The 12,815-nt window shown below is 69.9% G+C and carries 11 protein-coding genes; 9 read left to right on the top strand and 2 right to left on the bottom strand.

The window, feature by feature from the left end:
* The gene (locus tag ACT53Q_RS05140) at positions 1–861 is read right to left on the bottom strand and encodes a tryptophan 2,3-dioxygenase (protein WP_476185585.1); all 861 of its coding nucleotides are present in this window, start codon (positions 859–861) and stop codon (positions 1–3) included.
* Between the two features lie 282 nt (positions 862–1,143).
* On the opposite strand from ACT53Q_RS05140, the gene ACT53Q_RS05135 reads away from it, so the two are divergent.
* From ACT53Q_RS05135 to ACT53Q_RS05100, 8 genes are all read left to right on the top strand, one after another.
* Complete coding sequence (locus tag ACT53Q_RS05135; RefSeq protein WP_476185584.1) at positions 1,144–5,970, top strand: Calx-beta domain-containing protein; 4,827 nt, start codon at positions 1,144–1,146, stop codon at positions 5,968–5,970.
* A gap of 189 nt (positions 5,971–6,159) precedes the next feature.
* On the top strand, positions 6,160–7,242 hold the full coding sequence (pdhA, locus tag ACT53Q_RS05130; RefSeq protein ID WP_476185583.1) for a pyruvate dehydrogenase (acetyl-transferring) E1 component subunit alpha: 1,083 nt from the start codon (positions 6,160–6,162) through the stop codon (positions 7,240–7,242).
* Positions 7,205–8,224, top strand: a complete 1,020-nt coding sequence (locus ACT53Q_RS05125; protein ID WP_476185582.1) for an alpha-ketoacid dehydrogenase subunit beta — start codon at positions 7,205–7,207, stop codon at positions 8,222–8,224. Before pdhA ends, ACT53Q_RS05125 begins: the two co-directional genes overlap by 38 nt.
* Positions 8,225–8,231: 7 nt before the next feature.
* Positions 8,232–8,579: an SH3 domain-containing protein gene (locus ACT53Q_RS05120; RefSeq protein ID WP_476185581.1), complete on the top strand. Its 348-nt coding sequence runs from the start codon at positions 8,232–8,234 to the stop codon at positions 8,577–8,579.
* A complete protein-coding gene (locus ACT53Q_RS05115) occupies positions 8,576–8,941 on the top strand; it encodes a DUF1801 domain-containing protein (RefSeq protein ID WP_476185580.1) in 366 nt (121 codons plus the stop codon). The genes ACT53Q_RS05120 and ACT53Q_RS05115 overlap by 4 nt, the downstream gene beginning before the upstream one ends.
* Positions 8,942–8,978: 37 nt before the next feature.
* Positions 8,979–10,445 (top strand): dihydrolipoamide acetyltransferase family protein, encoded by a 1,467-nt coding sequence (locus ACT53Q_RS05110; protein WP_476185579.1) that lies wholly within the window; start codon positions 8,979–8,981, stop codon positions 10,443–10,445.
* Positions 10,446–10,452: 7 nt separating this feature from the next.
* A complete protein-coding gene (locus tag ACT53Q_RS05105) occupies positions 10,453–10,893 on the top strand; it encodes a hypothetical protein (RefSeq protein ID WP_476185578.1) in 441 nt (146 codons plus the stop codon).
* Between the two features lie 24 nt (positions 10,894–10,917).
* Positions 10,918–11,271 (top strand): hypothetical protein, encoded by a 354-nt coding sequence (locus ACT53Q_RS05100; RefSeq protein WP_476185577.1) that lies wholly within the window; start codon positions 10,918–10,920, stop codon positions 11,269–11,271.
* 196 nt (positions 11,272–11,467) lie between these two features.
* On the opposite strand, the gene ACT53Q_RS05095 is transcribed toward ACT53Q_RS05100, so the two are convergent.
* Entirely contained in the window at positions 11,468–11,815 is a 348-nt protein-coding gene (locus tag ACT53Q_RS05095) for a rhodanese-like domain-containing protein (protein ID WP_476185576.1), read from the bottom strand.
* Between the two features lie 14 nt (positions 11,816–11,829).
* On the opposite strand from ACT53Q_RS05095, the gene ACT53Q_RS05090 reads away from it, so the two are divergent.
* Positions 11,830–12,627, top strand: a complete 798-nt coding sequence (locus ACT53Q_RS05090; RefSeq protein WP_476185575.1) for a polysaccharide deacetylase family protein — start codon at positions 11,830–11,832, stop codon at positions 12,625–12,627.
* Positions 12,628–12,815 lie beyond the last annotated feature (188 nt).

Genomic DNA, 12,815 nt, shown 5'->3' with positions numbered 1-12,815 from the left:
CTAGCGTCCCGGCCCGACGGACGAACGCACTTCGAACAGTTCCGGGAAGAAGGTCAGGTCCAGCGCCTGCTTGAGGAAGCCGGCGCCACTGGAACCGCCGGTGCCGCGCTTGAAGCCGATCACCCGCATCACCGTGCGCAGGTGGCGGAAGCGCCAGATCTGGAACTGCGTCTCCAGGTCGACCAGGTCCTCGCACAGCGCGTACTCGCGCCAGTAAGTGCCGGTGTCCTCGTAGATGCGCTCGAACACCGGGAGCAGCGCCGGATCGGACACGTGCGCCTTCGTCCAGTCGCGCTCGACGTGCGCCGCCGGCACCGCGTGGCCCCAGCGCGCGAGGTAGCGCAGGAACTCGTCGTACAGGCTGGGCGCTTCCAGCACCGCGCGCAGGTGCGCCTGCACTTCGGCGTCGTACTCGAACACGCGCAGCATGTCGGCGTTCTTGTTGCCCATCAGGAATTCGATGGTGCGGTACTGCAGCGACTGGAACCCCGACGACGGCCCGAGCACGGCGCGGAATTCCATGTATTCCGACGGCGTCAGCGTTTCCAGCACCGCCCACATCGACGTCAGCTGCTCCTGCACGCGCTTGCAGCGCGCGGCGACCTTGCCGAACTGCCAGACGCGATCGTGGCGCAGGTGGTCGACCGCGGCGCTCAGCTCGTGCACCAGCAGCTTCATCCACAGCTCGGCCACCTGGTGCTGGACGATGAACAGCATCTCGTCGTGGTGCGGCGGGTCCGACAGCGGGTGCTGGGACGTCAGCAGGCGATCCAGATGCAGGTAACCGCCGTAGGTCATCCGGCCCGCGAGGTCGGTGTGGATGCCCGCTTCGAGCGGACGTTCGTTGCGTTCCAGGGTCATCCATACAGGGTAGCGCAGGAGCGTATGGAACGGCTGCCGCGCCCGGGGCGATCGTTGCCGGGGAAGCAACAGTGCCGCCGAAAATCGCGCATCACCTCCGATCCAGCCACGATCGCGCGGGGATCGGGCAAGCTGCATCGCCGCCGCCAGTCATCGGAATGCAATCCACATGAGGGAGGATTTCCGTCACAATTGCCGGCCCCGCGCACTGCCGCGGGTCTCATCTGGTATCGGGGGATCACCATGCTTCGTTTCTCGGGCCGCAGACATGCGGCCGGCTCCATGCCGCACCTCATCCGCTGCGGGCTGCCATTGCTGCTGCTCTGCGGATTCGGTGCACCGGCACTCGCGCAGAACGTCAGCCTGACCGGCGGCACGTACTCGCAGAACTTCGACACGCTGTCGAACACCGCCGGCTCCACGACGAACACCGCGCTGCCGCAGGGCTGGCAGTTGAACGAGGCCGGCGGCGGCGCGCGCGACAACGAGCAGTACGCCGTCGACACCGGCGCCAGCAACACCGGCGACACGTTCAGCTACGGCGCCGCCGGCAGCACCGAACGCGCGTTCGGCAGCCTGCGCAGCGGCACGCTGGCCTCGACCATCGGCGCCTGTTTCACCAACAACACCGCCACCACCCTGAGCAGCCTCGACATCGCCTACACCGGCGAAGAGTGGCGCCTGGGCACCGCGGCGCGCGTCGACAACGTCAACTTCCAGTACAGCCTCGACGCCACGTCGATCACGACCGGCACCTGGACCGACTTCGCGGCGCTGAACTTCATCACCCCGAATACCGCCACCACCGGCGCGAAGGACGGCAACGCCGCCGGCAATCGCACCGCGATCACCGCCACCATCGGCAGCCTGGCGATCGCCAACGGCGCGAGCTTCTGCATCCGCTGGGTCGACGCCGACGCCTCCGGCGCCGACGACGGCCTCGCGATCGACGACTTCTCGGTGACCACCACCGGCTCGGCCACGCCCGCGCTGGCGATCAACGACGTCAGCGCCAGCGAAGGCAACAGCGGCACCACCGCGTTCACCTTCGGCTTCGGCCTGAGCCAGCCCGCGGGCGCCGGCGGCGTGACCATCCAGTACGCCACCGCCAACGGCACCGCCACGGCCGGCAGCGACTACGTCGCCGCCAGCGGCACCGCCACCATCCCGCAGGGCGCGACCTCGACCACCGTCACCATCAACGTGAACGGCGACACGACGTCGGAGCCCGACGAGACCTTCTTCGTCAACATCGTCTCCGCGACCGGCGCCAACGTCTCCGACGCGCAGGGCCTGGGCACGATCCTCAACGACGACGTCAACGTCGTGGCGATCCACGACATCCAGGGCAACGGTCTGCTGTCGCCGCTCAACGGCGGCGTGGTCGTCACCGAAGGCATCGTCACCGCGCTGAAGTTCAACAACGGCTTCTTCCTGCAGGCGCCCGACGCGGAAGCCGACGCCGATCCGAACACCTCGGAAGGCATCTTCGTCTTCACCTCGACCGCACCGCCGGCCGCGGCCGCCGTGGGCAACCGCGTGCGCGTCACCGCGACGGTCAGCGAGTTCACCCCGACCACCAACCTCAACCAGCTGTCGATCACCGAACTGGTGACGCCGACGGTCGTGTCGCTGTCCAGCGGCAACCCGCTGCCGGCCCCGGTCGTGCTGACGACGGCCGATTTCGGCCCCGCGTCCACCCCGGGCACGGCCGAGAAGCTCGAAGGCATGCGCGTCACGATGGCCAGCGGCCGCGTGGTGGCGCCCACCGACGGCAACATCACCGAATCCAGTGCCAACGCGAGCACCACGGGCGTCTTCCATGCCGTCCTCGACGGCGTGGCGCGTCCGTTCCGCGAGCCGGGCCTGGACGTGCTCGACCTGTTCCCGGTCCCGGGCGGCAAGACCCCGCCGCGCTTCGACCACAACGCCGAACGCATCATGGTCCGCAGCCGCGGCCAGATCGGCGCCACCTCGCTCACCCCCGAGGTCGACGCCCAGATCGCCAACATGACCGGCGTGCTCGACTACTTCTCCGGCACGTGGGCGCTGCTGCCCGACGCCGGCTCCGGCACGCTCACCGGCGGCAAGACCCCGACCCCGGTGCCGGATGCGCGCTACGAAGACGTCACCATCTCCAGCTTCAACCTCGAACGCTTCTTCGACGAGATCAACGACGGCAACGGCGCCGTCACCCTGACCGCCGCCGCGCTCGACAAGCGCCTGACCAAGGCCAGCCTCGCGATCTGCGGCTACCTCAAGACCCCCGACATCCTGGGTCTGGTGGAAGTCGAGAACCTGCGCGTCATCGGCCTGCTGGCAGACCGCATCAACAGCACCTGCCCCAGCGCGCCGATCTACGTGCCGTACCTGGTGCAGGGCAACGACGTCGGCGGCATCAACGTCGGCTTCCTGGTCAACACCAAGCTCGTCGGCGGCGTGCAGCGCGTCGAAGTGCTCAACGTCACCCAGTACGGCAAGACCACCGTCTTCAACAACCCGGACGGCAGCACCTCCCTGCTCAACGACCGCCCTCCGCTGCTGCTGCGCGCGATCGTGCACCAGGACAACGGCGCGAGCTATCCGGTCACCGCCATCATCAACCACCTGCGTTCGCTGAACGGCCTGGACGACACCACGGCCGGCAGCAGCGGCTGGCCGACCGAAGGCGACCGCGTGCGCAACAAGCGCGGCCAGCAGGCGGTGTTCCTCGCCAACCTGGTCGAGTCGCTGCAGCAGGCCGATCCGAACGAGCACATCGTGCTGCTCGGCGACTTCAACGCCTACCAGTTCAGCGACGGCTACGTCGACGTGCTGGGCATCGTGCGCGGCGACGAAGTGCCGGCCGACCAGGTCATCACCTGGCTGCCCAGCCCGATCACCACCCCGCTGGTCGATGGTTCGCAGCTCACCGCCAACCCGGCCGAGCGCTACTCGTACACGTTCGACGGCAACGCGCAGACGCTGGACCATGCCCTGATCAACGAGGCCATGGTGCTGAATGCCAGCGACATCTCGGTCGAACACGCCCGCATCGACGCCGACTTCAGCGTCCTGAACTACGGCGTCGCCGGCACCCCGACGCGCATCTCCGACCATGACCCGGTCCGAGTGGCGATCACCGTCGCCGCGTTCCGCAGCGCGAATCTCTCGGTCAACGCCTCGGCCACGCCGGCCAGCCTGCACGTGGGCGGCACCGCGACCTACACGGTCAGCGTCGACAACGCCGGCCCGAACGACGCCGCCTCGGCCTCGGTCGCGCTGGTGTTCAACGCCGTGGTCTCGCCGGTGGTCACCGCGCCGGCCGGCTGGACCTGCGCCGCGGCCACGCAGACCGCGACCAGCACCACCGTGACGTGCACCACGCCGTCGCTGGCCAACGGCGACAGCGCCACCTTCACCGCCGACGTCGTCGCCGGCACCGACCTGGCCAACACCGACCTCGTCCTGAACGCCGCTGTTTCGTCGACGACGGCCGATCCGGCCAACGCCGACAACACGGCCACCGCCAGCGTGCAGGTGATCGCAGAAGCCGACCTGTCGGTCACCGCCACCAGCGCCGGCAACGTCGACGTGGGTGGCACCGCCACGTACACCGTCTCGGTCGACAACGCCGGCGTGGACGACGCGCAGTTCGCCAGCCTCGCGCTGGTGTTCGACGCGCTGGTCTCGCCCAGCGTCACCGCCCCGGCGGGCTGGACCTGCGCCGCCCCGGTGCAGGACGCCACCACCACGACCGTCACCTGCACCACGTCGGTCTTCGGCAACGGCGCCAGCGCCGGCTTCACCGCCACCGTGCCGGCCGATGCCGCGCTCGGCGGCCAGTCGCTGGGCCTGGCCGTGGCTGTGGCCTCGCAGACCACCGATCCGGTGAAGGACAACAACACCGCCACCGCCATCGTCTCCGTCCGCGCCGTCGCCGATCTCGCGGTGACGACCTCGGTGTCCGCGAGCGCCGAGCGGGTCGGCCAGCCGGTGACCTTCACCGCGTCGGTCGTCAACAACGGCCCGAGCATCGCCGACAGCGCCACGCTGACCCTGGACTTCGACGCCGCGATCACGCCCAGCGTGACCGTGGCGGCGGGCTGGACCTGCGCCGCCCCGACATCCACCGCCAGCAGCACCCAGGTCGTCTGCACGGCCACGCCGGTCGCCGTCGGCGCTTCGGGCAGCTTCACCGCGACCTTCGTGCCCGCGGCCAGCCTCGCCCTCCGCGACGTCCGCATGGTCGCCACGGTGGCCTCGACCACGTTCGACACCGTGTCCGCGAACAACCAGGCCAGCAGCACGGTCTCGATCCGCGCGTCCTCGGATGGCGCGATCGTGGTCTCCACCTCAACGCCGAACGTCCAGATCGGCGGCACGGCGGTCTACGCCGCCACGGTGTCCAATGCCGGCCCGAACGCCGCGAACGGCGCCAGCGTGATGTTCAGCTTCGACAGCAACGTGACCCCGACGTTCTCCGCGCCGGCCGGCTGGAGCTGCGCCGCCCCGGTGCAGAACACCGGCAGCACCAACGTGCTGTGCTCGGCCACCGCCGATGTCCCGGTCGGCGGCAATGCGACCTTCTCGGCGAGCTTCCCGGCCACGGTCGCGGTCGCCGGGCGCGTCGTGCGGATGACCGGCGTGCTGGCGTCCGCGTCGGATGACCCGGACTTCGGCAACAACAGCGCCAGCGCCGCGGTCACGGTCGCCAACGACAGCGCCGACCTGTCGGTGCGGATGATCGGCCGCAGCGAGCGCGCCGGCGTGTATCTGGTCGCGGTGCACAACGCCGGTCCGACCAGCGCCGCTGCGCCGGTGCTGACGATCACCGGCAACATGCTGCTGCGCAACGTGTCGATCGTGCCGGCCGCCGGCTGGACCTGCACCAGCGCCAGCGTGGGCACCGGCTTCCGCTTCACCTGCACCGCCAGCGCCGCGATGCCCTCGGGCACCGACGCGTTCTTCGGTCTGGCGCTGGCCGGCCGCGGCGTGCGGGCGATCAGCGTCACCTCCACGGTGACTTCGACCACCACGGATCCGAACACGGCCAACAACACGGTGACCCGCGCGATCACCGGTTCGGCCCTGCCGGACATCTGCGAGCACCGCTACTGCCGTCGCTGAACCGCGGCAGACTTGCGTCACCCCAGAAGCGCGGCTCCGGCCGCGCTTCTTTTTTGTCCGGAAATCACGGGGTTTTCCGCGGATGCGCCGCCATACGCCATCGCATGCGGGCCGTCATGACGCGCTGCGCAACGGGTCGCCGCGGCGCTGCGGGTATCATCCGCGCACCGCTCACGGACCGGACGCACGATGACCGTCGCCGCACGCTTCGAAATCGAGTACCTGCAATACCTCGGCCCCGATGGAACGCTCGTCGCCGAGCCCCCCGCCGCCTTCGCCGATCCCGCCACGCTGCTGCCCTGGTTCAAGCAGATGCTGTTCGTGCGCACCTTCGACAGCAAGGCGATCGCCCTGCAGCGCACCGGCAAGCTCGGCACCTACGCCAGTTGCCTCGGCCACGAGGCCACGCACGTCGGCATCGGCGCGTCGATGAAGCGCGAGGACGTGTTCGCGCCCAGCTACCGCGAGTACGGCGCGCAGATCGTGCGCGGCGTGCGCCCGCGCGAGATCCTGCTGTACTGGGGCGGCGACGAGCGCGGCAACGACTTCGCCGAAGCGCCGAAGCACGACTACGCCTGGTGCGTGCCGATCTCCACCCAGTGCCTGCACGCCGCCGGCGCCGCGCTCGCGTTCAAGCTGCGCGGCGAGGCGCGCGTCGGCGTCGCCTGCTGCGGCGACGGCGGCAGCTCGAAGACCGACACCTACGCCGCGATCAATTCCGCCGGCGCCTACGCCCTGCCCTTCGTCCAGTGCATCATCAACAACGGCTGGGCGATCTCGGTGCCGCGCAAGGCGCAGACCGGCGCGCCGACGCTGGCGCAGAAGGGCCTCGCCGGCGGCCTGCACTGCCTACAGGTGGACGGCAACGACCTGATCGCCGTGCTCGAAGGCATGCGCCGCGCGCTCGACCGCGCCCGCAACGGCGAAGGCGGCAGCGTCATCGAGTTCATGACCTACCGCCTGCACGACCACACCACCGCCGACGACGCGCGCCGCTACCGCAACGACGACGAAGTGAAGGCCGCGTGGACCCGCGAACCGGTCGCGCGCCTGCGCACGTACCTGACGCAGGCCGGCCTGTGGGACGAGGCGCAGGAAGCCGCCTGGATCGACGACTGCGGCAAGCGCGTCGACATCGAGATCAATGCCTACCTGGAGACGCCGGTGCAGCCGGTGACCGCGATGTTCGATTACCTCTACGCCGAACTGCCGCAGGACTTCGTCGCCCAGCGCGATGCCGTCATCGCCGCGGAGGGCCGCAAGCATGGCTGACGGCGCACCCATCACCTTGATCGAAGCGATCACCCAGGCGCTCGCGTACGAGATGCGCGCCGACGAACGCGTGCTCGTGCTCGGCGAGGACGTCGGCGTCAACGGCGGCGTGTTCCGCGCCACCGCCGGCCTGCAGCAGATCTTCGGCCCCGACCGCGTGCTCGACACACCGCTGGACGAAACCACCATCGCCGGCCTCACCGTCGGCCTCGCCGCGCAGGGCATGCGCCCGGTGGCGGAGGCGCAGTTCGACGGCTTCGTCTACCCGATGGTCGACCACATCATCTGCCACGCCGCGCGTTTCCGTTACCGCACCCGCGGCCGCCTCACCTGCCCGATGGTGCTGCGCGTGCCGTGGGGCGGCGGCATCCGCGCACCGGAACACCACAGCGAAGCCAACGAGGCGATCTTCACCAACGTGCCCGGCCTGCGCGTGGTGATGCCGTCCTCGCCGCAGCGTGCCTACGGCCTGCTGCTGGCCGCGATCCGCGACCCGGATCCGGTCATCTACATGGAACCCAAGCGCATCTACCGCCAGTACAAGGAACTCGTGCCCGACGACGGCGAAGCGCTGCCGCTGGACGTGTGCTACGTGCTGCGCGACGGCACCGACCTCACGCTGGTGACCTGGGGCGCGCAGGTGAAGGAATGCCTGGAAGCCGCCGACGCGCTCGCGAAGGACGGCATCAGCGCCGAAGTCATCGACGTCGCCACGCTCAAGCCGCTCGACTTCGTCACCATCGCCGAATCCGTGTCGAAGACCGGCCGCTGCGTGATCGTGCACGAAGCGCCGCGGACCGCCGGCTTCGGCGCCGAGATCGCCGCACGCCTCGCGCACGAATCGATGTACGACCTGCGCGCGCCGGTCGAGCGCGTCACCGGCTACGACACCCACATTCCGCTGTTCCGCCTGGAAATGAAGTACCTGCCGAGCGTCGAGAAGATCGTCGCCGCGGCGAAGCGGGCGATGGCGGCGGGGTGAATCGGCGATGCCGCGCGCCCGCGTCGTCCGCGCCTACCGCACGCAGTACGCGAACCCGATCCGGTTCGCGGCCGGCGACGTGGTGACACTCGGCGCGCGCGACACCGAATGGCCCGCGTTCGCATGGACCACGACCGCCGACGGCAACGCCGGCTGGGCGCCCGTCGACTGGCTCAAGCCGCTGGGCGATGGTCGCGCCGAAGCGCTGCGCGACTACTCTGCGCAGGAACTCGATGTCGATGCGGGCGACGAGGTCATGCTGCATTCGGAACTCGGCGGCTGGTGGTGGTGCGAAGCCGCGGACGGACGGTGCGGCCATGTCCCGTCGGAACATCTGGAGATTGCAACGGCATGAGCGACGGGAAAGTCGAACGTCTTCTCGACGACTGGCGATTGACACACGCGTCGCTCCATCCCGTTGCCGAAGCGGCGCGGGCCGCGGTGCACGCGATCGCGCCCGACGCCACGGAGCGGGTGATGTATGGCGGGCTGCTGTTCGGTGCGCCGGACCCGTTCTGCGGCGTCTTCGTGTATACCGCCCACGTGACCATGGAGTTCGGCCGCGGCGCGGAACTCCGCGACCCGCATCGGGTGCTGGAAGGCGGCGGCAAGTTCCGTCGCCACATCAAACTCAGGACGCTCGACGACATCGCGGCCAGACATCTGCGCGACTACATCGAGCAGGCATTGCATCTTCCGGACGCGCCTTCGACATGACGCACGGCGCGCGCCATCGAATCCAAGGAACCGCACCATGAGCCAGACCAAGACCTTCTTCCTCCCCGACCTCGGCGAAGGCCTGCCGGACGCGACCATCGTGGAGTGGTTCGTGAAGCCGGGCGACGTCATCAGACTCGACGCGCCGCTGGTGTCGATGGAGACCGCGAAGGCGGTGGTCGAGGTGCCGTCGCCGGTGTCGGGCAAGGTGCTGAAGCTCGCCGGCAACGCGGGCGACGTCGTCGTCACCGGCCGCATGCTCGCGGAGTTCGAGATCGATCCGTCGCTGCCGCAGCGCGCGGAAGGCCAGGACACCGGGCATCACCATGCGTCGCCCCCCTCTCCCGCCGGGAGAGGGGCCGGGGGAGAGGGTACGTCCGCACGCGACACGTCGTCGGCAGCCGGACCCTCACCCGCCGCGCAGGGCGCGGCGACCTCTCCCGAGGGGAGAGGTGAAAAGCGCGAGGACAGCGGCACCGTCGTCGGTGCGATGCAGAGCTCCGACGCCGTGCACGTCGAGGCCGCGGTCGCGGTCGGCGGCGTGAAGGCGATGCCCGCGGTGCGCGCGATGGCGCGCAAGCTCGGCGTCGACCTCGCACGCGTGCGCGCCAGCGGCGCCGACGGCGTGGTGACGATGGATGACGTGAAGCGCGCGGTGGCGGATGGGTCCGCCCGGCCGGGCGCCCCCCTCCCCAACCCTCCCCCGCATGCGGGGGAGGGAGATTCGCGCATCGCGCGAATGGGTGGGGGCACGCCCCCCGCGCCCGTCGCGGCTCACGCCGCTCCCGCAGGTCCTGCCGCGGGCCGCACCCAGCTCTCCGCCAGCGGCAAACCCATGCGCACGCAGCCGCCGTCGGTGTCGGTCACCGGCCAGCCGGAGCAGCTCAAGGGCGTGCGCCGCAACATGGCACGGGTGATGGCCGATGCGCATGCGAAGGTGGTGCCGACCACGCTGTGCGACGACGCCGACATCCAGGCGTGGACGCCCGGCAACGACGTCACCGTGCGCTTGGTGCGCGCGATCGTCGCCGCGGCAAAGGCCGTGCCCGCGCTCAACGCGTGGTTCGACGGCGACGCGCTGACCCGCACGCTGCATCCGCACGTCGACGTCGGCATCGCGGTCGACACCGACGACGGCCTGTTCGTGCCCGCGCTGCGCAACGCGCACCTGCTCGACGCGCGCGGCGTGCGCGAGAGCGTGAACCGCCTGCGCGCGCAGGTCGAAGAGCGCAGCCTGCCGTCGTCGGAACTCACCGGCTACACCATCTCGCTGTCGAACTTCGGCATGTTCGCCGGCCGCTACGCCACGCCGGTGATCGTGCCGCCGTGCGTCGCGATCGTCGCCGCGGGCCGCGCGCGCCATCAGATCACGCCGGTGATCGGCGGCTTCGAATCGCACAAGGTCATCCCGCTGTCGCTGACCTTCGACCACCGCGCCTGCACCGGCGGCGAGGCCGCGCGCTTCCTGCGCGCGATGCTCGACGATCTGGCGCTGGCAGGCTGAGGCCACGATGTCCCCGATCGCAACCTCGATGCTGGTCTTCGGCGCCTTCGGTGCCGTCTGCGGCATGGGCTTGGTCAACGTGATGGCGCTGGTCGCACGCGGCATGAAACGCCCGTGCGACACCATCGCCTTCAAGCGCGAAGGCGACGTCCGCGGCCTCGTCGCGACCTGGGCGAAAGCGCACGGCTTCCGCCACGTGCGCACCGACGGCACCACGCGGGTCTACAAGCGCGGCCGCAACCTGCTCACCGCACCGGCGTTCGTCGAATACGACACCGCCGGCGACCGCCACACATTGAAGGTCTACGTGCAGATCGACGGCCTGCTGGCGAAGGGCGACATCGCGCTGAGCGGCGGCGGCTTCCTTGTCCGCCTCCCGCGGTCGATGGCGCGGGCGGACGTGAATCGGTTGATGGCGTCGCTGCAGCAGCCGCCGCTGCCGACATGAACACGATGCAGGCCAACTGACGCCATGAAGCCGCCACTCACCCGACGACAGATCCGTCTCGTCGGCTTGTTGCAGTTCGTCGCCGCGGGTCTGATGTTCGCGTGGATCCTGCATTGGCTGCATGGCATGAGCGCGCACAATCCCCAACGACCGCTCCCCGGAGGCACGCTCGCCGCGATCGCCTTCGCTCTCCCGGGCGGGCTCGCGCTCTCGGGCCTGCTGCAACTGATCACCGGCCTGCGCCATTCGGAACTGCAGGCCGCATGGGATGGCTGCGACAGGGTCTTCAGGACCTTCTTCGCCGCTCTTGGCCTGCTCCTGTTCGTGATCATCCTCGTGGTGGGTGTCCAGTCCTACTTCGAGCGTTTCGCGTCGTAGACATCCGGAATCCGTCGCCGGCTTGCGAACCGCATGCAAAAGAGCCGGCATCGCTGCCGGCCTGCTTCACTGAATGTCGAGAACGGAGGGCGTGTCCATTGCATGGGCAGCGCCGCTTCCGCATACCGCATGCCGGCACGGTTCGCGAGGCCGCAGGAGCGCTCCCGCGAACGGAGCGTGAACCGGGCGCAGTCGCTCAATACCTCCGCACCGACGGATCGACGTTGAGGCTCCACGCATCAATGCCGCCGACGACGTTCCAGACATCGGTGAAGCCGCGCTGGGTGAAGTACATCGCGGCCTGCGCGCTGCGGCCGCCGTGATGGCAGAGGAACGCGAGCGGCGTGTCCTTCGGCAGTTCGACGAGGCGCTCCAGGCCGCCGTCCTCCAGCGCCTGGAACGGCGCCTGCACCGAAGCGATGGCGCGTTCGTCCGGCGGACGCACGTCGACGAGGGTCACGGCGCCGGAGCGGGCGCGGGCATCGGCATCGGCGACGGAAAGATTGCGGAAGGCCATGGCGGTCACGGGTCGGGAGACGGGCATGGCATCATGCCGCGATGCCGCCCGTCCCCGCCAGTCCGCCCGTCGCGCCGCATCGCGTGCCGCGGCATCCGCATGCCTGGATCGGGATGCTGGTCGTCTCGCAGGCGCTGGTGATCGCGATCTGGTGGCGCTGGGGCACGGCCGCCGGGCTGCCGGCGATGCTGCTCAGCCACGTCCCGTTCTGGTGGGGCACGCTGTGGCCGCGCTCGCGCGTGTTCGGGCCGGCACTGGCGCGGCTCCCGACGGCGGAGCGCGTGGTCTGGCTGACGATCGACGACGGCCCCTCCGACGAAACGCCCGCGGTGCTCGATCTGCTCGATGCGCACGGCGCGAAGGCGACGTTCTTCCTCGTCGGCGAGCGCGCGGCGCGGCGTCCCGATCTGGTACGCGAACTCGTGCGTCGCGGCCACGGCATCGGGAACCACAGCGCGACCCATCCGGCGGCGTGGTTCTGGGCGCTGGGTCCGGCGCGGCTGCGCCGCGAGATCGCGGAGACGCAGCGCATCCTCGCAGGGATCACCGGCGAGGCGCCGCGCTGGTTCCGGTCGGTGGTCGGCATGACCAATCCGTTCGTGCATGCGGCGCTGCGTGCGCACGGGCTGGCGCGCGTGGCGTGGAGCGCGCGCGGGTTCGACGGCGTCGCCGGCGATCCGGCGCAGGTGGTGACCCGGATCGAACGCAACCTCGCGCCGGGCGCGATCGTGCTGCTGCACGAAGGCGCACCGCATGGCGGCAATCTCGCGACGCTGCGCCTGATGCTGCAGCGGCTCGATGCGCTGGGCTATCGCGCGGTGTTGCCGGTGGCGGGCTAAGGCGCTTCGCAAAGCTCGGCTGTGGTTCGTCGCGACTCCCATCGCTCCCACAGGATGTGTCGCCATGACCGAGTTCGCAGAGTGCGGCAGGCGTTTCCTGTGGGAGCGACGGGAGTCGCGACGGAATTTGCGGAAAGGCATCCGCAATCGGCATGCGCAACAGGCACCGGAAAGTCAGTCGCGTCGCG

The sequence above is a fragment of the Lysobacter sp. DMC97 genome (genome assembly GCF_056313745.1).
Note: the sequence above shows the minus strand (reverse complement) of the source record. Positions and strands in the feature narration are given on the sequence as shown.

Excerpts from the sequence above, each read along its gene's own strand:
- ACT53Q_RS05140 (WP_476185585.1), bottom strand. The coding sequence starts at position 861 with ATGACCCTGGAACGCAACGAACGTCCGCTCGAAGCGGGCATCCACACC.
- ACT53Q_RS05135 (WP_476185584.1), top strand. The coding sequence starts at position 1,144 with ATGCCGCACCTCATCCGCTGCGGGCTGCCATTGCTGCTGCTCTGCGGA.
- pdhA (WP_476185583.1), top strand. The coding sequence starts at position 6,160 with ATGACCGTCGCCGCACGCTTCGAAATCGAGTACCTGCAATACCTCGGC.
- ACT53Q_RS05125 (WP_476185582.1), top strand. The coding sequence starts at position 7,205 with ATGCCGTCATCGCCGCGGAGGGCCGCAAGCATGGCTGACGGCGCACCC.
- ACT53Q_RS05120 (WP_476185581.1), top strand. The coding sequence starts at position 8,232 with ATGCCGCGCGCCCGCGTCGTCCGCGCCTACCGCACGCAGTACGCGAAC.
- ACT53Q_RS05115 (WP_476185580.1), top strand. The coding sequence starts at position 8,576 with ATGAGCGACGGGAAAGTCGAACGTCTTCTCGACGACTGGCGATTGACA.
- ACT53Q_RS05110 (WP_476185579.1), top strand. The coding sequence starts at position 8,979 with ATGAGCCAGACCAAGACCTTCTTCCTCCCCGACCTCGGCGAAGGCCTG.
- ACT53Q_RS05105 (WP_476185578.1), top strand. The coding sequence starts at position 10,453 with ATGTCCCCGATCGCAACCTCGATGCTGGTCTTCGGCGCCTTCGGTGCC.
- ACT53Q_RS05100 (WP_476185577.1), top strand. The coding sequence starts at position 10,918 with ATGAAGCCGCCACTCACCCGACGACAGATCCGTCTCGTCGGCTTGTTG.
- ACT53Q_RS05095 (WP_476185576.1), bottom strand. The coding sequence starts at position 11,815 with ATGCCCGTCTCCCGACCCGTGACCGCCATGGCCTTCCGCAATCTTTCC.
- ACT53Q_RS05090 (WP_476185575.1), top strand. The coding sequence starts at position 11,830 with ATGCCGCCCGTCCCCGCCAGTCCGCCCGTCGCGCCGCATCGCGTGCCG.